General features: G+C 27.9%; 24 protein-coding genes. 5 read left to right on the top strand and 19 right to left on the bottom strand.

Annotation, left to right across the window (positions count from 1 at the left end; translation table 11 throughout):
* Positions 1-62: 62 nt before the first annotated feature.
* The gene (locus tag BN8917_RS06290; RefSeq protein ID WP_066872051.1) at positions 63-662 is read right to left on the bottom strand and encodes a sugar O-acetyltransferase; all 600 of its coding nucleotides are present in this window, start codon (positions 660-662) and stop codon (positions 63-65) included.
* 134 nt (positions 663-796) lie between these two features.
* On the opposite strand from BN8917_RS06290, the gene BN8917_RS06285 reads away from it, so the two are divergent.
* Entirely contained in the window at positions 797-1,636 is an 840-nt protein-coding gene (locus tag BN8917_RS06285) for a patatin-like phospholipase family protein (RefSeq protein ID WP_066872048.1), read from the top strand.
* A gap of 50 nt (positions 1,637-1,686) precedes the next feature.
* On the opposite strand, the gene BN8917_RS06280 is transcribed toward BN8917_RS06285, so the two are convergent.
* The 6 genes from BN8917_RS06280 to BN8917_RS06255 are packed head-to-tail and all read right to left on the bottom strand — an operon-like array spanning position 1,687 to position 6,986.
* Positions 1,687-2,547 carry a carbon-nitrogen hydrolase family protein gene (locus BN8917_RS06280; RefSeq protein ID WP_066872045.1) on the bottom strand — a complete coding sequence of 287 codons (861 nt, stop codon included), beginning with the start codon at positions 2,545-2,547 and terminating at the stop codon, positions 1,687-1,689.
* Positions 2,548-2,568: 21 nt separating this feature from the next.
* Entirely contained in the window at positions 2,569-3,093 is a 525-nt protein-coding gene (locus BN8917_RS06275) for a dihydrofolate reductase family protein (RefSeq protein ID WP_066872042.1), read from the bottom strand.
* A 22-nt stretch (positions 3,094-3,115) separates the two neighbouring features.
* A complete protein-coding gene (locus BN8917_RS06270) occupies positions 3,116-3,850 on the bottom strand; it encodes an ABC transporter permease (RefSeq protein WP_066872039.1) in 735 nt (244 codons plus the stop codon).
* Positions 3,851-3,854: 4 nt separating this feature from the next.
* A complete protein-coding gene (locus BN8917_RS06265; RefSeq protein ID WP_066872036.1) occupies positions 3,855-4,565 on the bottom strand; it encodes an ABC transporter ATP-binding protein in 711 nt (236 codons plus the stop codon).
* The gene (locus BN8917_RS06260) at positions 4,565-5,482 is read right to left on the bottom strand and encodes an ABC transporter substrate-binding protein (protein WP_066872033.1); all 918 of its coding nucleotides are present in this window, start codon (positions 5,480-5,482) and stop codon (positions 4,565-4,567) included. Before BN8917_RS06260 ends, BN8917_RS06265 begins: the two co-directional genes overlap by 1 nt.
* Before the next feature lie 16 nt (positions 5,483-5,498).
* A complete protein-coding gene (locus BN8917_RS06255) occupies positions 5,499-6,986 on the bottom strand; it encodes an aryl-sulfate sulfotransferase (protein ID WP_066872030.1) in 1,488 nt (495 codons plus the stop codon).
* A gap of 298 nt (positions 6,987-7,284) precedes the next feature.
* On the opposite strand from BN8917_RS06255, the gene BN8917_RS06250 reads away from it, so the two are divergent.
* On the top strand, positions 7,285-7,725 hold the full coding sequence (locus BN8917_RS06250; protein WP_066872027.1) for a globin domain-containing protein: 441 nt from the start codon (positions 7,285-7,287) through the stop codon (positions 7,723-7,725).
* A 37-nt stretch (positions 7,726-7,762) separates the two neighbouring features.
* Here BN8917_RS06250 and BN8917_RS06245 read toward each other — a convergent pair whose 3' ends face one another.
* Genes BN8917_RS06245 through BN8917_RS06235 form a run of 3 tightly spaced genes read right to left on the bottom strand, consistent with a single transcriptional unit; the run spans position 7,763 to position 10,956 of the window.
* Positions 7,763-8,797 (bottom strand): M42 family metallopeptidase, encoded by a 1,035-nt coding sequence (locus BN8917_RS06245; RefSeq protein ID WP_066872024.1) that lies wholly within the window; start codon positions 8,795-8,797, stop codon positions 7,763-7,765.
* A 9-nt stretch (positions 8,798-8,806) separates the two neighbouring features.
* Complete coding sequence (locus BN8917_RS06240) at positions 8,807-9,334, bottom strand: PaaI family thioesterase (RefSeq protein WP_066872021.1); 528 nt, start codon at positions 9,332-9,334, stop codon at positions 8,807-8,809.
* Positions 9,335-9,348: 14 nt separating this feature from the next.
* Positions 9,349-10,956 carry a MutS-related protein gene (locus tag BN8917_RS06235; protein ID WP_066872018.1) on the bottom strand — a complete coding sequence of 536 codons (1,608 nt, stop codon included), beginning with the start codon at positions 10,954-10,956 and terminating at the stop codon, positions 9,349-9,351.
* Between the two features lie 234 nt (positions 10,957-11,190).
* Between BN8917_RS06235 and BN8917_RS06230 the strand changes: the two genes are divergently transcribed.
* A complete protein-coding gene (locus BN8917_RS06230) occupies positions 11,191-12,528 on the top strand; it encodes a lipid II:glycine glycyltransferase FemX (protein ID WP_066872015.1) in 1,338 nt (445 codons plus the stop codon).
* Positions 12,529-12,562: 34 nt separating this feature from the next.
* On the opposite strand, the gene BN8917_RS06225 is transcribed toward BN8917_RS06230, so the two are convergent.
* From BN8917_RS06225 to BN8917_RS06205, 5 genes are all read right to left on the bottom strand, one after another.
* Complete coding sequence (locus BN8917_RS06225; protein ID WP_066872011.1) at positions 12,563-13,306, bottom strand: amino acid ABC transporter ATP-binding protein; 744 nt, start codon at positions 13,304-13,306, stop codon at positions 12,563-12,565.
* 13 nt (positions 13,307-13,319) lie between these two features.
* A complete protein-coding gene (locus BN8917_RS06220; protein ID WP_066872008.1) occupies positions 13,320-14,831 on the bottom strand; it encodes an ABC transporter permease subunit in 1,512 nt (503 codons plus the stop codon).
* A gap of 293 nt (positions 14,832-15,124) precedes the next feature.
* Complete coding sequence (locus BN8917_RS06215) at positions 15,125-15,910, bottom strand: spermidine synthase family protein (protein ID WP_066872005.1); 786 nt, start codon at positions 15,908-15,910, stop codon at positions 15,125-15,127.
* Between the two features lie 137 nt (positions 15,911-16,047).
* On the bottom strand, positions 16,048-16,440 hold the full coding sequence (locus tag BN8917_RS06210) for a hypothetical protein (RefSeq protein WP_066872002.1): 393 nt from the start codon (positions 16,438-16,440) through the stop codon (positions 16,048-16,050).
* 103 nt (positions 16,441-16,543) lie between these two features.
* Positions 16,544-16,834 carry a Dabb family protein gene (locus tag BN8917_RS06205; RefSeq protein ID WP_066871999.1) on the bottom strand — a complete coding sequence of 97 codons (291 nt, stop codon included), beginning with the start codon at positions 16,832-16,834 and terminating at the stop codon, positions 16,544-16,546.
* Positions 16,835-17,249: 415 nt separating this feature from the next.
* Between BN8917_RS06205 and zupT the strand changes: the two genes are divergently transcribed.
* Positions 17,250-18,086: a zinc transporter ZupT gene (zupT, locus tag BN8917_RS06200; RefSeq protein ID WP_066871996.1), complete on the top strand. Its 837-nt coding sequence runs from the start codon at positions 17,250-17,252 to the stop codon at positions 18,084-18,086.
* Positions 18,087-18,131: 45 nt separating this feature from the next.
* Here the strand turns inward: zupT and rlmD are convergent, their stop codons facing one another.
* The 3 genes from rlmD to BN8917_RS06185 form a co-directional block, all read right to left on the bottom strand.
* Positions 18,132-19,490, bottom strand: a complete 1,359-nt coding sequence (gene rlmD / locus BN8917_RS06195; RefSeq protein WP_066871993.1) for a 23S rRNA (uracil(1939)-C(5))-methyltransferase RlmD — start codon at positions 19,488-19,490, stop codon at positions 18,132-18,134.
* Between the two features lie 18 nt (positions 19,491-19,508).
* Positions 19,509-19,796, bottom strand: a complete 288-nt coding sequence (locus BN8917_RS06190; protein ID WP_066871990.1) for an RDD family protein — start codon at positions 19,794-19,796, stop codon at positions 19,509-19,511.
* 181 nt (positions 19,797-19,977) lie between these two features.
* Complete coding sequence (locus BN8917_RS06185; RefSeq protein WP_066871987.1) at positions 19,978-20,667, bottom strand: helix-hairpin-helix domain-containing protein; 690 nt, start codon at positions 20,665-20,667, stop codon at positions 19,978-19,980.
* A gap of 190 nt (positions 20,668-20,857) precedes the next feature.
* On the opposite strand from BN8917_RS06185, the gene BN8917_RS06180 reads away from it, so the two are divergent.
* Positions 20,858-22,180 (top strand): D-alanyl-D-alanine carboxypeptidase family protein, encoded by a 1,323-nt coding sequence (locus tag BN8917_RS06180; RefSeq protein WP_066871984.1) that lies wholly within the window; start codon positions 20,858-20,860, stop codon positions 22,178-22,180.
* A gap of 23 nt (positions 22,181-22,203) precedes the next feature.
* Here the strand turns inward: BN8917_RS06180 and BN8917_RS06175 are convergent, their stop codons facing one another.
* Positions 22,204-23,118, bottom strand: coding sequence for an RluA family pseudouridine synthase (locus tag BN8917_RS06175; protein ID WP_066871981.1), 915 nt, complete (start codon positions 23,116-23,118; stop codon positions 22,204-22,206).
* Positions 23,119-23,129 lie beyond the last annotated feature (11 nt).

The following is a 23,129-nucleotide window of genomic DNA, read 5'->3' as shown; positions in this document are numbered from 1 at the left end:
ATATATATACTTATTACACCACTTTATCCCAAATTTAAATATTAAGTTTTGTATAAAGCTATTTAATCTATATATCTATCCTTAAAATATCTTCTCTTATCATTTTCATCTATTTTTCTAATAACTTTACATGGATTACCTCCAGCTACTACATTTGCTGGTATATCTTTTGTAACAACACTTCCCGATGCTATAACAGTTCCATCACCAATATTGACTCCAGCATTAATAGTAACTCCTCCACCAATCCAAACATTATTTCCAATATTTATAGGAAATGCATATTCAAACTCTTTTAATCTTAAATCTACATCAACTGGATGTCCCGCTGCAAATAAATTAACATTAGGTCCGATAAGAACATTATCACCTATTGTAACTCTTGCACAATCTAATATAACTAAATTATAGTTAGAGTAAAAATTTTCTCCTATAGATATGTTGTAACCATAATCACATCTAAATGGTGGCTCTATAAAAAATTTTTCTCCATAACTTCCTAATAATTTTTTTAATAATTCATTTCTTTTCTCCACTTCCTGTGGTCTTAAATTATTAAAATCAAAAATTATTTCTTTAGCAAATTGCCTTTCATTAAATAATTCCTCTCCAAATGAAAAATATAAATCTCCATCTAGCATTTTTTGTTTTTCAGTTTTCATCTAAAATCCCCCCTTATTCTCTATTGTAAATTATACCAATCAATTTTTCTATATCATTTAGTTATACAAATTTAATAAAATTAGTTTATAATTAATAAGAATAATTATTTTTACTAAAGAAAAGGAGTTTGATTATGCCTAGTTTAATATTAGAAGGTGGAACTTTTAGACCTATTTTTAGTGCAGGAATAATGGATGCACTTTTAGATAATGATATTATTTTCCCTTACTGTATTGGTGTATCTGCTGGGATAACAAATGGATATTCTTACATATCAAAACAAAAAGGAAGAAATTTAAAGCTTTTAGCTTATCGTAACGATAAGAGATACGTAAATATTAAAAACTTTCTTAAATGCAAAAGTCTTTTTGGTTTAGATTTTGTATTTGATGAAATTCCAAATAAATTAGTACCATTTGATAACGAAACATTTTTAGATTATGATGGAAAAGTTGTAGTTGGCGTTACTAATGCTAAAACAGGACAAGTTGAATATTTAGATGGAAAACAAATAGATAAACCTTGGACAATTTTAAGAGCAACTTGTGCTATCCCATTAATATTTCCAGCCATAGAATTTAACGGTAAGAAATATTATGATGGAGGTGTAGGAGATCCTATACCTATAAAAAAAGCAGTAGCTGATGGTAATGAAAAACATTTAATAATACTTACCCAACCAAAGGGTTATGTAAAAGAATTAGATAAAAAATCCATATTCCTATTAAATTTATTTAAAAAGAAATTTGGTGCTTTAAAAGATCATGCATTAAATAGACATACTCGTTATAATGAATCAGTAAAATATTGTGAACAACTTGAAAAAGAAGGAAAAGCACTAATACTTAGACCTGCACCAGATCAAGCAATTAATAGCTTTGAAAAGGATGTTAATATATTAAGAGAAGCATATGAAAATGGTTATAAGCTTGCAATAGAAAATTTAGATAAAATAAAATCATTATTTAACTAAAAAAATAGTAACTCCAAATTAACCCTTGGAGTTACTATTTTTTATTATATTTAATCTATTAATCCCTTATAGGCATCTATTTTCCTATAAGCATTTCCCCAAACTTCTTTTTCTCTATAATCTCTTATATCTTCTAAATCAAATTCTGCTATTATAACATCTTCCTTTATATCATCTTCTGAAATAATTTTATTATCTATATAAGCTCCATATTTATCAAAAACAACAGGACTATATGCACATGAGTTCCCCCAACCTTTTTGAGGATAATTAGCCATTGCAACACCAACCATATTTTCAAATGCTCTTGTAGATAATTGATTTATTCTTGCTTGATTCATATCACAAGCATTAGGAACAAGTATTATTTCTGCTCCCTTTAACATTAATAATCTTGCACTCTCTGGAAACTCTCTATCAAAACAAATCATTAAACCAAGCTTTACACCATTAAAATCACAAACCTTAAACTCTTTACCTGATTCAAATAATGCTTCTAAAGAAAAATCACATGTATGAACCTTAGAATACTTCATTAAAATCTCTCCTGTTTTATCAATCATTAAAGCTGTATTTTGTGGCTTATTCTCTGATTTTGAAAGATATGTTATAACAAGTCCTATCTCAAGCTTTTTAGCAATATCTCTAAATGATTTAACATAATTACTATCATCTTTTATAGCTTCATTTAACCATTTCTTTCTTTCATCTTCATGATTTTCATCAAAAGGATCATCAAAAGCTCCATCATATGGTGGATTATATCCATTTGACCACATTTCAGGAAAAAGAACTATATCTGCATTCTTTTCTTTTGCTCTTTTTATATATTTCAATCCTAGCTCTAAATTAGCATCAATATCATTTGCTACTGCTTTTTGTTGAACTAAAGCAACTCTTAATTTATTCATTATAATACCTCTATATTAATTTTACCTTTTTGAATATTTTAAAATAGTAATCCCTTCTCCTACACTATACTCATCTAAATGTAAATTTATCATTGGATTACCTTCAAAAAATAGAGGTCTTCCTTTTCCAAGTATAGTTGGAATAATACCTATTATATATTCATCAATAATATTTTCCTTAATAAAGCTATCTATAAGAACTCCTCCACCAAATAAGAAAATATCTTTCCCCTCTTTTTCTACCTCTCTTTTTATTACCTCGCATATATCATCTTTAACAAAATGAATATTATCATAATCTTTTATATCCTTTGAAGTTACAATATAAACTTTTTTATCTTTAAATTCCTTATGCATATCTTGATCGTAACAGTTCTTTCCCATAACAACTATATCTATATTTTCTAAGAATTCTCTAAAATCAAATTTATTATCCGTATTTAATTTATTATCGCCATCTCCAACTATCCAATCATATCCACCATCATCTGTAGCTATATACCCATCAATACTCATTGCTAAATTTAATATTATTTTTCTTTTCATATTCTCTCCCTTTACTCCCTATTTACCACTTACAAACTTTTTTCTGAATTAAATCAATACTTTTAAATAAAATTATTCCTAAAATACTTATTGCTATTATTCCAGAATACATAGCTTCATAATCAACATTTATCCATGAATTCATAATATAATACCCAATTCCCTTCTTAGTAGCATAATTTTCTGCAAAAAATAAAGCTGCCATACTTGAACCAAGAGCTATTCTAACTGAAGTGAAAAGCTTTGGAAGTGTAGCTGGGATATATATATGTTTTATCATGTTAGTCTTAGATAATTTTAAAGATCTTGCTGATAATAGTAAATCTTTGTCTATATCTTTTGCTGCATCTCTAGTTGTAATAATTATTTGAAAAATCGCTATTGCAATAATAAGAATTATCTTTGAAACATCTCCAAGTCCAAATAAAATCATAAATACAGGTAGAAATGCTATTCTTGGTACTGGGAAGAATAAATATAAAATTGGACTTATAAGTTTGTCTACTTTCTTATTTACTCCTATTAAAATTCCAATTGTATAACCTAAAATAATAGTTATAGTAAGTGCAATAAATAATCTATAACTACTTGCTAAAACATGAGTTAAAAGGATATTTGTTGAACTAAAGAATTCTTTAATTACATCAATTGGATTAGGAATTACAAATGAATCTAATAAGATATGCAATACATACCAAAAAATAAGTATTGTTATTACTGCATATATATATTTATATAAAGCTTTTATCATCTTCATCTGTCTATTCCCTTCCACTTTCTAAATATTCTCTTACTTCATTACATTTATCAAAAAACTCATATGACTTTCTTATATCATGTCTTCCATAGTAAGGATTATCTATTATCTTTTTAATTTTCCCATTACCCATTACAGCTATTTTCTTCCCCAAAACAACAGCCTCTTCAATATTATGAGTTACTATTATATAAGCCATATTATATTTTTCTTGTAATTTACATAATAAATTCTGAAACTTCTCTTTATTTATAGAATCTAAAGCTGATGATGGCTCATCTAAAAGTAATAAATCTGGATTTAAAACTAAAGACCTAGCAACAGCAGCTCTTTGTCTTTCTCCTCCACTAACTTCACTAGGATATTTATCTAAAATATAAGTAATATTTAAATCTTCGGCTATTAAATTTATTTCTTTATTAATATCAACTTTTGAAAACTTTCTTGAAATAAGCCCAAGCTCTATATTTTGCTTAATAGTCTTCCAAGGGAAAAGACTATTATTCTGTAGTATAAGTTCCTTATCTCTAAACTTATCTTTAATCTCTCCACTGCTTATTTTATTAAGCTCTGCTAAGCTTAATAAAAGCGTACTTTTACCACAACCTGACGGACCTATTATTGAAAGCGTTTCACCTTTATCTAAAGAAAAAGAAATACTTTTTAAAATATTTCTTTTTCCATAAGATTTATATAAGTTTTTAACTTCTAACATTAATTAGCAACAAAATCCTTTGATACTATATCATCATAATTGATATTTAATGTCTTCCCTTGTAATTTTTCTGTCCAAACTTTAACTTCGTTTATATAATCAGCTGTTGGAATTCTTGTCTTATGATATGTTGGAAGTACCATTAATTCCTTAACTTTTGGATCTAATCCTAATTTATTAACTAAAACATCCTTAGCTTCATCTGGATTATTAATTATATCTTCAACTGCTCTATTATAAGCTTTATGGAAAGCAGCAACAGTATTTGGATTATTCTCTATAAACTCATCTGAGAATACCATAGCATTAGGTGTAAAATCATCTGGATCTCCATAAACTTTTTTGCCAAGCCCTTTAAGCTGTGCATTTGAAGCCATAGGTTCTGGTAAAACAGCCATATCTATCTTATCAGCCATAAGCATTTGCATTCTTACAGGCATTTCATTTATAAATTCCTTAGTAACATTATAATCTTTTAAGTATTTATCAGCCAAGAAGTTTGTAACACTCACTTCCATTAATCCAACTTTTACATCTTTCTTTTCTTTATAATTCTTTGATAAAACTATTGGGAACATACCATCAGTAGTAGTTGTTATTTTTGCCTTAAGTCCCCCATTAGCATTATTTAAGATTTGAGTCATACTAAGCATTCCACCATCAAGTTCACCTGCTTGAATTGAGCTTTGCTTTGTAGCTCCATTAGTAAATATCTCTAACTCAAGGTTTACTCCTTCTTCTTTAAAATATCCTTTTTCTTCTGCTAAAAGAATTGGAGCTGAATCTGATGCAGACATTACACCAAGTCTAATAGTTTTATTTTCTTCTTTTTTTGCTTCAGTTGTACATCCTCCAACACTAAACATTACTCCAACTATCGCTGCTGTAGCTGCAACTTTTTTAATTACGTTTTTCATTTTTTACCCCTCTGTATTAATATAATCTTATTTTTTCTGCTCTATAGCATTTGTAACCTGTAGCCTTTGTAATATCATTATCACTAATTTTTAATTCAAAAACTTTTTTATCTCCTGATATTTCGATAATATTAATATGATTTTTCATTCTATCACTTTTCATATCATCAATTGGATTACCAAAAATATCTCGAGTTATTCCACCAAAACATATAAGCTTGTTTCCATTTTCAAGTACTCTAATAGCTCCAAGATATGAACAATAAAGCTCACTTCCTCTTTCTTTGCCATATTGCCAAACTTGCTCAACAGTCATTTCATCCTCATTTATCTTATATTCAACTCCACGACTATAATTATTGTGAGCTAAAACAGCATCTTCTAATTTGTAACTTCTAAAATTACCATTATCAAATAAAAGTAAATTACCTTCATTATTTAATACTGGTGTATGTTGAGCATAGCTCCATTCAAAACCTTCCCCCAAAGGTTTTAAAAGATATTTCTTTAGCTCATCATTCCAATCATAATACGGAGCAAGTATCCACTTTATTTCCTCAGTATCTTTATTAAACTTAACAACAGTACTTTGATTTCTCGAAGAAGCTATTATGGAATTACTTTCTTTATCATAAACTAAAGAATTTAAATGTAACCAATCTAAAGGATGGTTTACTGAAATCTTATCAATAACAGTCTTTCTATTAAAATCTAAGATTTTTCTAAAATCCCACTCTTTAATTACCTTTTTACTTTCTCTATCTATTTCAACTAATAAATCTTGCTTAGTATTCTCTCTTTGAGTAATAGCTAGGAAATTTCCATTTTCAAGTTCTATAACATCATGATGTAGGCCATTTTCAATAGGATAGAAATTTATTATCCTACCTACAAAGTCCATCTCAATAAAACCTGCTGCTGTATAAGCTCCACAAATACCACTTGATATTGGTGCATCAACTATGAGGTTCCCATTTCTAAGTTTAAAAAATACATGACATGCTCTACCTGTATATAGCCATCTTACTCTTGCTATATCATCAATAATTGAATATAAATGATTAGTAGTTTTTACTCCAAGAGATTTTCCAAGAGATATAGCTATCATCCCATCTTCCATACCTTCTTTATCACTTTCTAAAAGTTCTAGGCTTGGATACTCTTTTGGTAATTGCTCTGTTCTAATAAAATGAATAACTTTTTCTTCTTCCCCATCTTCATAAATACATTTTACTTCAACCTTATTGTTTTCATCAGGTAGAAGACCTAAAATATTTACTTCATGTTCTACTTTGAAATCTTCTACTTCTAAATTTAAATTATTTGCTATACGTAAACCTAATTTACAAGGCTTATTAGTAGAAAATTTTAAAATAGCAGATAAGGGACATACCCCAAATGGATTTAAACTTATATACGGATCATCAACAGTATAAATTTTTTCTTTATATGAATCATTTATACTTTTAATAATCTTTTTTTGATTTTCTAATAATTCTCTCAAGCTTTTCTCCTTTGTACTTAAATTTTTGGTGTAATATATATTACTCTTTTAAGTTAATTATACTTTGTTAAAATTTAAATTTTGTCGCCTTTTTGTAAATATTATGTAAAAACTTGCATTTATTTTAAATTTAATCAAAAAAATTAGCAATCTAAAGAAAATATTATCGTTTATATCTATAATCTATTTTAAAAATGAGCATATAATTTGCTCATTAAATTCCTTTATGCTATATTATGCCTAATAAGTTGATAATATATAAACTTAAATATAGATATAATTTTAGGGAGAAACTATTATGTTAGATCAAAAAACAATTGAAATCGTAAAAAGTACAGTACCTGTATTAAGAACTCATGGAGTAGAAATCACAAAAGTTTTCTATAAAACTATGTTTGAAAACAATCCTGAAGTTAAAGTATTCTTTAACATGGATAAACAAAAATCAGGAGAACAACCTAAAGCATTAGCTATGTCAATTTTAGCTGCTGCACAAAATATAGACAATCTATCAGCAATTATGCCAGTAGTTAAAAAAATAGGTGAAGTTCACTGTGATCGTCAAATTAAAGCAGAGCACTACCCAATAGTAGGTTCTAATCTTTTAATAGCTATCAAAGAAGTTTTAGGTGATGCAGCAACAGATGAAATCATTAATGCATGGGCTAAGGCTTATGATGAAATTGCTAAGGTATTTATAGAAGTAGAAAAAGAAATTTATGCATCAAGAAATCAATAATGAAAAAAGCTATCTCTTTTGAGATAGCTTTTCTTAATTACTTAGTTAAATATAAATAAAGTAATTTTATTGTATTTTCTATTGCTTTATAATGTGTTCTTTCCATTCCATGAGAAGCATGAACACCTGGTCCTATTAAAGCTCCTCTTATATCATTTCCACCACGAAGTGCTGCTCCAACATCTGAACCATAGAAAGGATATATATCTACAGCAAAATCTAAATTATTTTCTTTACTTAAATTTATAAGATCTGTTGTCATATTATAATCATATGGACCTGTTGAATCTTTTGCACAAATTGATACATCATATTCTGTACATGTTAAATCTTCACCAATACATCCCATATCAACAGCTATAAGCTCTGTTATATCTTCTGGTATATAAGATGAACCATGGCCAACCTCTTCATAAGTTGAAATTATTATCTTTGTTTTATAAGTTGGAACTATCTTTTCACTGCTCATTGCTTCAAGAAGCCCCATTAAAGCTGCAACACTACCTTTATCATCTATAAATCTAGATTTTATAAATCCGCTTTCTGTTATTGTAGTTTTAGGATCTATAAATACAAAATCTCCAGGTGCTATTCCAAGCTTTTCTACATCTTCTTTAGATTTTACAACTTCATCTATTCTTATTTCCATATTTTCAGGATCTCTTTTTTTATCTTTTGCATCTGCATAAACATGAATAGCTGCACTTGTACTTAAAAATGTTCCAGAATACTCTTTTCCATCTCTAGTTCTAATAATACAATATTCACTATCAAGTGTTGGAACTATTGGTCCACCAACTATAGTAAATTTTAAAGTACCATCACTTGTTATTGATCTTACCATTGCTCCAAGAGTATCAACATGAGCTGCAAGTCCTATAACTTTCTCATCACTCTTTCCTTCAATAGTTATAATTCCATTTCCTTTATTAGTTCTTTCAAATTTATATCCAAAAGAATTCACCCAATTTTCAACCATATCCATGATTTCAAAACAGAATCCACTTGGACTATTAAATTCTAAAAGTCTTTTTGCCTTTTCAAGAACATAATTCTTTTTTATTTCTATCATCTTTATCACCTATCTTTTTACTTTATCTGTTTCTGGAAGATCTACCTCTGTTGGGTCAGTATCTTTTTCATTACTTCTCCACTCTTCTTCATCAAGCTCTACATCTGATATTTTATCCACTGGAAGCTTCATATATCTACCATAAGCAGTTACTGCTACATCACCATTTGGAAGTAAAATCTCTCCAGTACCTTCAAATGCTCTTCTACCATCTTTAGTTATTCTACCCACACATCTTAATTCTGTTCCAAGTGGAACTGGCTTTCTATATTTTAATTGAAGTTCTATTGTTACACCCCAAATTTCTGGATCAGTAATACAAATTGCCCTACCTATTGTTTCATCTAAAATAGCTGCTGATATTCCACCATGAGTTCTACCAGGATAACTTTGATGTTCTTCTAGAGTTCTAAAAACTCCTAAAAGCTCTCCATTATCTAATTCATAGAAATCAGTCTTTAAACCAAAACTATTTTCCACTCCACAAACTATACATCTTTTACCTACATTTTGTTTACATGTAACTTTTCTTTTCATTAAGAACATCTCCCTTATATTATTTTATTATCGTTCTGTTCTATATTTTTATATGCTCCTTCAATTATATCACTAGGATAACCAACATACTTTAACAATTTAATTGCATTTTTTGTTTTAAGTACACCTTTTTTAAGCTTATAATCAAAACTAAGTCCATCTTTCTCATCAACTTCTTCACTAAAGTGATAAAATTTATGAGTACTTTCTAAAAGTTCAGTAAGTTCTCTATCATGAGTTGCGACTAAAGAAACTGAATTTCTTTGCTGAATATATTTAAGTATTTCTTCTGATGCTGCTATTCTTTCAACTGGATTAGTTCCTCTAAATATTTCATCTATAACACAGAATACTTTTAGTTCTTTATTTAAATTATTTATTATTCTTAAAATAGATTCTGCTTCTGCAAGATAATAACTCTTTCCTGTTATAACATCATCTTCTGGGCTTATAGAACTTATAATATTTAGAAATGGTGCTTTATATTCTTTTGCATGAACAAAATTAAAGCTTTGAGCAAATATTATATTGATTCCAAGCATTCTTAAAAATGTTGATTTACCAGACATATTAGTTCCTGTAAGAACTATACCTTTATTATCTATCTCTATAGAATTAGTAACTACATCTTCAATTAAAGGATGTGCTCCATCTATAATTTTAAATATATCTTCCTTTATAAACTCAGGAGTTGAAATTTCATATTCAATATCTTCTTTATACGCTGCTACTGAAATAAGTGCATCTATATCTCCTAAAATATCATAAAGCTCTTTTAATTCTTTTTTATACTTATTAGTATTTTCAATTAAGCCATAATAAGAATTTTCTAATCCTAAACTACATTGTCTTACTACATCTATAAATGGCTCTATAATTTCAATATCATGAATACTCCCTGATAAAGTTGAAGTTACTAACTTAAATTTCTTCTCATCTTCTTTAAGTATATCCATTACTTTTTCTAATCTCTTATTATAAGGCTCTATAACTTTATAATTCTTACTTAATAAATATCTACTAGTTTTCATCATTCTTCCTGCATATTGTATAGCTTCATATGGTTTTGTATTTTTAACTCCACTTTCTTTATTACTTATATAAGAATTCATAAAAACTATTCCCACAAAAAGAACTATGAGTTGTGGTCTTATAAAACATAAAGCTATAGATATTAAAGGTAAAACTCTTCCTAAAAAAATATATAAAATTCTCTTCTTTTTGTTACCTTGCCAATCTTGCGACAAAAAATCAATAAATGAAAAATTTCTATCCTTTCCAAGCTTCAAAAATTCTTTTTGTATATCTATTCTCTCTTCAACATTTTTACTAAAGCTTTCTATTTGCTTTGAAATACTCTCTAACTTATCTTTATCATAAATAGGATCTCTTAACATATTATAAAGTTTTGCTTCCCCAGCACTACTATATGTTCTATCTAATTTATCAAATACTTCTTTCATTGATAAATCACTAAAAGTCTGGTCATCAATCTCACCATATTTACCTTTAGTAAAATCCTCATAATACTTTTTTATTCCTACATAATCTCTATCTTTATCAATACTACTAGGCCAATTTACTTTTACATATCTTCTCCACTTTTCATCCCTATTAAACATCCTTCCCACTCCCATTAAATTACATTTTATTTAATGATAACATATTTGAATAAGTTTTTTAAATTTATAACATTTTTTTCATCGTAATCTTATCTTAACTTGAATATCGCTTAAATTCATATTAGAATATACATATGCTTTTAGAAAAAGTTAATTTTTTTTATAAAAAATTAATAATTATCGAAACAGAATATAAGAAAACTTTCAATGGAAAATTTTGAGGAGGAAACAACATTGTATAATTTTAAAGAAATAGCTCCTACTGAAGTTGATAAATTTAATGCAACTCATTCTAAAGGACATATATTTCAAACTTCTTATTGGGCTTCACTAAAAGGAGACTGGCAACATAAATTTATTGGAGGATATGATAGCAATAATGAATTAGTATTAACTGCTACTATTCTTTTAAGAAAGGCTCCACGTGTTAACATATATATGGGATACATACCAAGAGGATTTACTTGTGATTATACAAATAAGCCACTTGTAACTGAATTTACAAATTATCTTAAAGATTTCGCTAAAAAAAATAAAGTTAGCTTTATTACTGTAGACCCTGATATCCATCTTCGTGAAAATGAAGAATTAATGGAAGAAGGAAATAATACAAAAGAATTCTTAAAGAGCTTAGGATATAGAAATACTGATAGTAAGAACTTTGAAGCTATACAACCAAACTTTGTATTCAGACTTCCACTTCCAACAGAAGGAGATAAAACTGATATAAAGAAAATTGTATTTAAGAAGTTCTCAAGTAAAACAAGATATAACATAAAAGTTGCTGAAGAAAGAGGATTAACTGTAGAAGTTTATGATAAAGATACTCTTAATAATGAAGTTATATCAAGATTCCATGAAATCATGGTTACAACAGGTAAGAGAGATAACTTTATAGTAAGAAATAAAGCTTACTTTGAAAACATGATAAATTATTTAGCACCTCATGCTAGACTTTACATGGTTAAATATAGTTATGAGAATGATTTTAATAGATTAAATGAAAAACTTGCAAAACAAGAAGATGAAAAAAATAAGGCTATTAAAAAAGTAGAAGAACAAAAGGTTAAACTTGCTGCTGAAGAAGATGCAGATAAGAGATCAAGAATAGAAAAAAGAATTGCAGACCAAGAAAAGAAGGTTGCAGAAGCAGAAAGACAAATAGAAGGATTTAATAAAAAGCTTGATGAAATCAAACCTTATGAAGGTAAAGAACTTTATCTTTCAGGATCATTATACCTATATTATGGTAATATAGGTTGGTACCTATATGGTGCATCAGATAACCAATTAAGAGATACAATGCCTAACTTTGCAATGCAATGGGCTATGATTGAAGATACAATTGAACTTGGTTGTCCTGTTTATGATTTCAGAGGAGTTTCAGGAGACTTAAATCCAGAAAATCCATTATACGGACTATATAAATTCAAAAAAGGATTCAATGGAAACTTTGTTGAATTTATTGGAGAATTTGATTTAGTTATCAATGGATTTGTATATGGCTTATATAAGAAAGCCTTCCCTGAATTTAAAAAGATAAGAAATAGTTTAATGAATAAGAAACAATAATAAATAAAAAAGAGTTATCTAAAAAGATAACTCTTTATTTTATATTTTGTATAAATTTTGCTAAAAATTCTCTAGTTCTTTTTTCTTTTGGATTTGTAAATATCTCTTGTGAAGTTCCTTGTTCTACTACAAGTCCGCCTTCCATAAATATAATTCTATCTCCAACTTCTTTTGCAAAACTCATTTCATGAGTTACTATTATCATAGTTCTATGCTCTTTTGCTAGATTTTTTATAACATTTAAAACTTCTGCAACAAGCTCTGGGTCTAATGCTGATGTTGGTTCATCAAATAAAATTACTTCTGGATTTATTGCCATTGCCCTTGCTATACTTACTCTTTGTTTTTGACCACCTGATAAAGTTTTAGGATAGGCATCTTTTTTATCTTGAAGCCCAACTTTTGTAAGCATATCTATAGCTATTTTTTCTGCTTCTATCTTACTCATCTTTTTAACTACTATTAAAGCTTCAGTAACATTTTGCATTACTGTTTTATTATTAAATAAGTTATAGCTTTGAAAAACCATTGCAGATTTTTTTCTTAGTTCATTAATATCTTTTTTAGTAACCTTTGTTGCATCTATAGATAAATCTGCAATAGTTATATTCCCCTTGTCAGGAACTTCTAAATAATTAAGGCATCTTAGTAAAGTAGATTTTCCTGAACCTGATGGTCCAAGAATTACTACTACTTCACCTTTCTCCACTTCTAGATTTATATCTTTTAAGACTTCATTATTTTTAAACTTCTTTGCTAAGTTTTCCACTTTTATCATACTAATTCACCTCTTAATATACAGATAATTTTTTCTCTAGTTTTCTTTGTAACCAATTGAAGAATAAAATTATAACCCAATATACTAAGGCTGCTATAACATAAGGTTCAAAGAATCTGTAACTAGCTGCTGCTACCATTTGCGCTTCTGCTAGTATTTCTACAACTCCAAGTGTAAATGCAAGTGATGAACTTTTTACATTATCAACAAATACATTTCCTAATGGTGGAATTGCTATTCTTAATGCTTGTGGAAGAACTATTCTTCTAAGCCCTTGTGCTTTTGTCATTCCTAGTGAATAACATGCTTCCATTTGTCCTTCATCTATCGCATCTATTGCTGATCTTAATACTTCTGCTATATAAGCTGAAGAATTTAAAGCTAGTCCTATTATAGTTGCAATAAATGCTGACATATCTTTAAATGCTGGTATTAATTGTGGAATTCCAAAATATAAAATAAATAATTGAACTAATAATGGTGTACCTCTAAAGAATGATATATACACTTCAACTATTTGTTTTAAACCTTTTATATTATAATATCTTATCACTGCAAGTATAAGTCCTATTATAAGCCCTATTATCATTGAAATAACTGCTATTAATAGTGTAGCCTTTACTCCCTCTAAAACTTTAGGTAAAATTTGCATTGTATACTCTATACTAAAATTACTAGTACTTGAATCTGCTTTATCCTTATTAGCTACTGTATTTATATTTGCTGAATTATCAGTATCTCCAGGTGAAGTTACATTAGTTCCAAGCCATTTTTCTGAGATATTTTTTAATGTTCCATCTGCTCTCATTTCATTGATAGCAGTATTAATTTTTTCTATAAGCTCTTTATTTGCATCAGTTTTTACAAATGGATATGCATTTTCAAGAGATTCTATTGGTTTTCCTACCATTTTTAAAGGAAGATTTTCTTTCTTTATCATCATAGCTGCTGATACTCTATCTATAACAACCGCATCTATTCTTCCCATCATTAATTGATTAAATGCTACATTTGTATCCTGATAAGTTTTTATATTAATATCTTCACCAGAAGATTTAAGAATTTGCTCATAATTACTTCCAAGGTCAACCCCAACAGTTTTTCCTTTAAGTGAACTTAAATCAGTTATACCTTTTTCATCATTTCTGACAACTATCTGAGCTCCTGTATAAACAGTTGGTTCAGTAAAGTAATATTTCTCTTTTCTTTCATTATTAACAGTTATCTGATTAGCTATAGTAGTTGCCTTACCTGAATCAAGTAATCCAAATAATCCACTAAATGAAGCTGTTTTATATTCTACTTTATATCCTATCTTATCAGCTATATGATTCCAAACATCAACTTCAAAGCCCTCTAATTTGTCACCTTCCTTAAATCCAAATGGATAATAAGTACCTGACATGGCTACTGTTATTACTGGTTTATTATTAACATTATTTTTCTTGTTATACTCTTTATATCCTACAAAAGCTAGTACAAATAATAAAATAACTATTATTCCTATCCACCACTTCTTCTTCATGTATATGCCCCCTTTTTGTGATCAAATGATATATAATTATTCAGATAGAAATTATCAACTTTTAATACATAAATATACATATGAATTTTAAAAAATAATATATATATTTTCATTTTATTTAGTTAATTTCTCTCCTCCGAAATAGTTACATAAAAATTAATTATATTTTACAATCGAATTATGAATATGATATGAAATTTTCATTTTAAAATCATATATTTTACCCTTTTGTTATAAAGCAAATAAAAAAAGAGCTATCAAAAGATAACTCTTTTTTTATTTAATATTTTAAATTACTCATATTCATTAAATATAAGAATCTTTCCAACTTCTATATATACTAAAGATAATTGACCTACTAACACAAGTAAATAAGTTATTGCTAGTGTCATACCTGATGATAGATTTGGTATCATTCTTAAGAAATTAAATCCTACCATTATTACAAATGCTACTAACATTAAACCTAATACATTTAATATTACTTTACCATCAGTTGTAAACATTAATCTTACACTTCTTTTAAGTGCAGCAAATACCTTATAGTCTTTAATCATAATTAAAGGAACTATAAATGATATTAAAAGACCTGCTATCGCAGTTACTGCAAATGATAATATTATTGCAAATATTCTTCCTGATGATCCGATATACGCAATTATTAAAACTGATATTATACTCATTAAAAAGCCTGCTATACCTGTTATTATACTTGTTAATATAGCAGCACCTATTAATCTCCACTTCTTTTTCCAAATTGCTTTTAGTGCACTTCTTGTTTTCATCTTTCTACCATGTATTCTTTCATACACTACCATTATTGCACCTGCATCTGTAAAGCTTTGAATTATTAACATAATAAATGCAGCTCCTAAAACAACAGCTATTGAAATTCCTGATAAAGCTTTTTCTCCATAAAAATTACCTATTGATATACCTGCATATGTAAGTGCTCCAGCTAATATTGTTAAAAGAATATAGAATATTATTACTATTTTAAATATTCCCCATAGATTTTTAGCTGTTAAAGAAAATGCATTAAGTATTACATTTCTATTGTTTTTGCTTTCGCCTTTCAACTATTCTCACATCCTGACTTTTATTTTAACCTTTGTTTAATAAATTAATATAAAACTAATTATATCACGAATCTTTATTATAATATGATATTTTTATGTCAAAATCAAAAAATCCAGGGATTTTATCCCCAGATTTCTTAATCATCAAATATTGTTTTAGGTTCAACATCAACTATTAAACTTTCTAAACCATATTTCTCAGCATCAAACTTTATATCCTTACCTAAAAGTTTCTTTATAAGAATTTCTTTTTCTGAATCAAATAACTCTGATTCTCTAATTGCTTCTATAACAGAATCTGTATCATATAATAAAGGATGACCCTCATTTTGACCTATTCTTACAAGTATACCATTTCTCATATCTTCATCTTGAAGATCATAATCTGAAAATTCTTCTTTTTCATGATAATCTCTTACTCTAATTTCATAATAAGTATTTACAAAGGCTCTAGCATATTCTATATCTTCGACACCAGCTACTGTTTTATCTGGCATAATTAATATATAAGCATTTTCTGCTGAAATCATTTTTTTCGCCTCCTTAATATTCTTATACTTTTAGATTGTCCACTTTTAAAGAAAAAATACTTTAAATAAAATCCAAAATAAAAAGAACCTATGAAAGGTTCTTTTATACTTCGTAATCTACCACTACTCTTGATGAAACTACTTGTCTTATAAATACTCCAGCTTCTTTATGCTTTGGATGTACTTGATAATTATCTAAATCTTCTTGTGAATCAAATGTTGAATATAAAACAACATCATATGCTGCTTCTGACTTATTAACATCAATTCCAACTTCTATTTCTTTTATTTCTGATATTTCTGATTTTAAGGCTTCTAAGTCTTTTTTTATCTTAAGAGCATTTTCTTCTTTATTTTCATCTTTTAATTTCCACATTACTATATGTTTAATCACTAATATCTCCACCTTTTATTATTATGCTATAACTTGAGTGTACTAAAATAATTAATAGCTGTCAAAATAACAATTTTATTAAATTCACATCAAATAACATGATATTAGAATTTTATTACCTACATTGAAATATAACAAATGAGCCATCTATCAATCATCTATTATTAATTAATATTTATTATGTAAAGTCTATATTGCAAATTAAAAAGTAGTTTTAGCATATTCCAACAAATATTAATTTAAGTATTGCTAAAAGGTTACAACTAAGATACAATAATGTTAATTGATATTCAATTTCAATTAATATTAAATTTCAATAAATATTAAAATAATATTACTATTTAACAAATATAAAAAATAATGAATATAATACTATAACGAATATAAATAAAATATCACATAAAGGAGGAAATATATGAGTAAAGAACTTTTTGCATTTTCATTAACACTACTAGCTGGTTTAGCAACTGGAATCGGTAGCCTTATAGCTTTAGTTGCTAAAAAAACAAATACAAAATTTTTAGCAGTATCTTTGGGATTTTCAGCTGGTGTAATGATTTATGTATCTATGATAGAAATTTTTGTTAAAGCTCAAACTTCACTAAAAGCTTCTTTAGGAGAGCGTAAAGGTGCATGGGTTACTGTAATAGCTTTTTTTGGTGGAATGCTTCTTATTGCACTTATTGATAAATTAATTCCATCTCATGAAAATCCACATGAACTTAGAAAAGTTGAAGATATGGATGCAGTTGATAATATAGAAGATAATCCAAACTCTTTAAGTTCTAGCAATACTAAAAGTAAACTTCTCAGAATGGGTGTATTTACAGCTCTTGCTATAGGAATACATAACTTTCCTGAAGGGCTCGCTACTTTTATTTCTGGACTACAACAGCCAGAAATTGCACTTCCAATAGCATTTGCTATTGCTATTCACAATATACCAGAAGGTATAGCAGTATCAGTACCCCTATATTATGCAACAGGAGATAGAAAAAAGGCTTTTTGTTATTCATTCCTATCAGGACTTACAGAACCTTTAGGAGCCTTAATTGGTTACACTCTCTTAAGGCCATTTATAAATGATACAACTTTTGGTATTGTTTTTGCAATGGTTGCTGGAATAATGGTATTTATATCATTGGACGAGCTACTTCCATCAGCAAGACAATATGGTGAACACCATTTATCAATTTACGGAATGGTTGCTGGAATGGTTCTTATGGCAGTAAGCTTACTATTATTTATGTAACAAAAAGAATCTATTCAGAAAAACTGAATAGATTCTTTTAATTTATTATCTAACTTTATTTAGCTTAACTATTGTTTCAATATGTGGAGTATGTGGGAACATATCCATAAGTAAAGTCTTTTCAACTTCATATCCATTCATTTCTAGAGCTTCTAAATCAGTTACAAGACTCTTTGGATTACATGAAACATATATAATTTGCTTTGCATTAAACTTTATTACATATTCCATAGCTTTTGGATGTACCCCACCTCTTGGTGGATCTAAAATTATAATATCAGGATTACCCTTCATTGTTTTTATAACTTCTGCTACATCACCAGCTATAAACTTACAGTTATCAAGTCCATTAAGCTTTGCATTTTCATTTGCTGCAACAACAGCCTCTTCAATAAGTTCAACTCCTGTAACCTTTGAAGCCTTACCAGCTGCTATTTGACCTATTGTTCCAGTTCCACAATATAAATCAAATACTTCTTTATTTTCTGCATCTCCCATAAAGTCTCTAACTATACTATAAAGCTTTTCTGCTCCAAGTGAGTTTGTTTGGAAGAATGAGAATGGAGAAATTTTAAACTTAAGACCTAAAAGTTCTTCTGTTATATAATCATCTCCATATAAAACATTAATTTTATCAGCTATAACAGCATCTGAGAATGAATCATTTTCAGTATGTATTATTGATTTTAATGTTCCATCATAATTAAGTGATTTAATAATTTCTGCATACTCTGATAAATCAAAATCTATTTGAGTAGTTGTAACAAGATTAACTAATATTTCTCCTGTCTTTTGAGCTTTTCTAACTACAAGATGTCTAAGGTACCCTTCTCTTGGCATTATCTTATAAAATGGTAGGTTTTGTTTTCTGAAATATTCAACTGTTGCTCTTGATACTTTTGCAAAGTCATCATCTGTTAAACAACATTCATCTATATTAACAATTCCAAATCTCTTTCCAACCATATGCATTCCAAGATTAAGTTCTCCACCTTTTGATTCATCACCAAAAGTATATTCCATCTTATTTCTATAGTTATTTATTTCTGGGCTTCCTTCTATACCAATGAATTCTCCCATTGATCTATTTGCTTCTTCAAAAAGCTTTTTAACTTGAATTTCTTTAAGTTCTAATTGCTTTTCATAAGGGATAACTTGTTGTAGACATCCACCTGATACACCAAAATGATCACAAACTGGAGCTATTTCATATTCAGCTCTTTCTCTTACTTCTGAAACTTTAAGCTCAGCATAGTTTTTTCTCTTTTTGCTTATTCTCCCAAAAACTTTTTGTCCTGGGAATGTATTTTTAGCATATACCTTTAATCCATCAACATATCCTATTCCCTTAGCAGGAAACTCTATATCTTCTATAATAAGCTCTAACTCACTACCTTTTTTCATGCCTTCACCTCTAAAATACTATCTAAATAATCTATTTCCAAATGTAGTCTTAAATCTTGTTCCTTGCATTATTGTAGGATATATAATATTTGTAAGAACATATACTATAAAGAATACTTCTACTCTTTCTGTTATATAATATCCAAATAATCTTGCACATCCATCTATTATTAATAAACTAGCAAATGAACATGCAACTACGATACATTGATCTAAAACTGCACTCATTAATCTAGAAAAGAATCCCTTTTCACCAGTACTCTCATTATTTATTAATTCTCTACTTTCTTGATTACTATTTTCCATTATTGACCCTCCTCAAATTTCAAACGTAGAAATGTCATTTCATTAGTATACTATACAGTTTTATTTATGTAAACCATACTACTCCTCAATACCATCTCTAACTTAGTATATATTTCAATAGTTTACAATTTATTTTTGCCATCTATGTGGCATTTAAATGTTATTTTCTATTTCTCACTATCTAATTAATATTAATTTTTTCCCTAATTTTATTTAAAGTTCCTTCACCTATCCCTGATACATTTTTAAGCTCATCTATAGACTTAAATCCACCATTAGAATCTCTATATTCTATAATAGCCTCAGCTTTTGTATCACCAATACCTGATAAAGTCTTTAATTCATCCTTAGAAGCTGTATTTATATTTATACTATCTCCACTACTTGCTGAACTACCACCTTGGCTTAAAATATTTACCTTACTATTTAGATTCTCCTCTTGTACCTCTGCATCTTTATCATTAATATTTCTTATAACTATACACTCACCATCTGAAAGTAAACTTGCTCTATTTATATTATTTATATTTGCCTCACTAGTTAATCCACCAGCCTTTTCTATAATATCATTCACCCTACTATTTTCAGCTAGGGTATAAACATTTGGCTTTACTACTTCTCCTTTTATCTCAACTACTATATTCTTTCTCTCAGCCTTTTCGTCTTGATTTTTTTCTTCATTAACTGTTTCACTTTTACTACTTATTTTTTTAGTTGACTCCATACCACTATCTCCCTCTTCATTAAACATTTCTAAAACTTCCTTTTGAGAAAACTCCTGTGGCTTTCTCATATTGAAAACAAATAAAAGTACAGACCCTAAAATAGCTAAAAGTACAATAGCTCCTATTATTCTCTCTTTCTTTTTCATAACCCCTCCAAATAAATAAAAATAGTTTAATTGTATTAATTTTTATTTAAATTATTGACAACTTTACATTTTTTTATAGATTTTTTTGAGATATTTTTGTATAATTGCATATTATCAGTATAAATATGCCATATAACTAATTCTTATATAATCATAAAATAAAATACATATCATTCGGGGGTAAAATTTTATGAAAAGATTTTTAAAGATACTATTCTCTTTAACAATATGTTTTACTTTCTTTAACACTGCACTTACTTTTGCTAAAGAAAATGAACCTATTGTCGATGCTGAAGGAATGGTTCTTATTGATGCAACTACTGGTACAATTCTTGCTGAAAAAAATTCTGATAAAAAATTAGCACCAGCATCAACAACAAAAGTTATGACTGCTTTACTAGTACTAGAGAATACTAAGCTTAATGATATTGTAACTGTTGGGAAAAATCCTCCATTTGCAGATGGAAGTTCTATAGCCTTAAAAGAGAATGATCAGTATACTGTTGAAGAACTCCTTTATGCTTTATTACTAGAATCATCTAACGATTCAGCTATGGCACTTGCAGAACATATATCAGGGAGTGAAGAAAAATTTGCTAAGCTTATGAATAAAAGGGCAAAAGAACTTGGAGCTACTAACACTAATTTTGTTAATGCTAGTGGATTATATGATGATAATCATTACACTACAGCAACAGATTTGTCTCTAATAATGAGAGAAGCTATAAAGAATAAAGATTATTTAAGAATAAGTAAAACTATTACATATGAATTACCTGAAAGTAAAGTAGATGGGGCTACTAAATGGGTAAACAATACAACATCAATGATAAATCCTAATAGTTCGAGCTATTATGAACATTTAATTGCAACTAAAACTGGTTATACTGAGCTAGCTAAATGTAGCTTTGTTGCTGCTGCAAAAAAAGGAAATCAGACTCTTATATCTGTACTTTTAAAATCTGAATTAAAAGCAAATAATTTTACAGATACAAAAGCTTTAATGGATTATGGTTTTGATAACTATGGTTTAGTTAAAATAATTAATAAAGGTGATGAAGTTTCAAGTATTGCAGTAAATAATGATACTAAAGTACCATTACTTGCTTCAGATGATGTATATTATCTAACTGAAAACGATTCTACTTCATTTTCAAGAAGTAAAACTATTTCAACAGATGATAATATATCTACCAATATAAAGCTTGAAAATAAAGATTTAAATAATATTACGCTAAAAAAAGGCGAAGAAGTGCTAAATTCAGAAATCTTAGTAAACAATAAAACTATTATACATTTACCTTTATTAAGTGGAGTTGATGTTTCTCCTTCACCTCTAAAAAAATCTATAAACTTTATAAAATCAAATATATTAATAATACTAGCTGTACTGGTATTACTACTGATAATTATATTTATAATTAAAGATAGATTATTTAGAATGCGTTATAGAAAAAGATATAAAAAGATAATATTTAAAAGTAAAAATAGACGAAATAAATTAAGATGGTAGATATTCTACCATCTTTTTTATAATTAAAGTTTTATTTCATTATTTCTAAGCTTATTTATAAGTTCTTTTAAATCATTTGGAAGTTCTGCTCTAAGAGATAACTTTTCTTCACTTCTTGGACTATAAAAATCTAATCCATAAGCATGTAATGCTTGCCTATTTATGTATTGTTCATCATCAAATTCTTTACCATATAGCTCATCTCCAAATATAGGGTGTCCCATACTCTTTAAATGAACTCTAATTTGATGTGTTCTCCCTGTTTCAAGTAAACATTCTACAAGATCTGCTCCATTAAAGCTTTCAATAACTTTATAATGTGTTATACTCTCTTTTCCTCTTTCATCAATAACTCTTTCAATAGTTTCTCCACCTACTCTATATATAGGCTTATTTATAGTACCCTCTTTTTCTACAAAATTCCCATGAACTAAAGCAAGATATCTTTTTTGGAATCTTTCAGTCTTCATTTCAGATGAAAGTTTTGCATGAGCATATTGATTTTTTCCTATAATTATAAGACCAGAAGTATTCATATCAAGTCTACTTACAAGTCTTACTATACAATTTTGACCTGTCTTTTTAAAATAATATAAAATACCATTAGCAAGAGTTCCTGTACTATAATTTTTAGTTGGATGTACAACCATAAAAGGCTGCTTATTTAATACTAAAATATCATCATCCTCATAAACTACTTCAATATCTATATCTTCTGGTTCTATATCTTGACTTTCTTCTCTTTGTAGTTCAACTTCTACAATCTCTCCAGCTGATAAAATATAATTCATAGTAACAGGCTTACCATTTACAAAAACTCTTTTCTCTCTTCCAGCTTTTTTAATAAATCTACTAGATAACTCTAAGCTATCTTTTAAAAGTTCTCTAATTTTCTTTTTATCATAATCATCGTTTATTACAGATTTTAATTTACTCATTTAACTACTCC

The organism is Clostridium mediterraneense, assembly GCF_900091705.1.
Taxonomy (GTDB): domain Bacteria; phylum Bacillota; class Clostridia; order Clostridiales; family Clostridiaceae; genus Sarcina; species Sarcina mediterraneense.
This window is presented reverse-complemented; position numbering and strand designations above follow the sequence as displayed.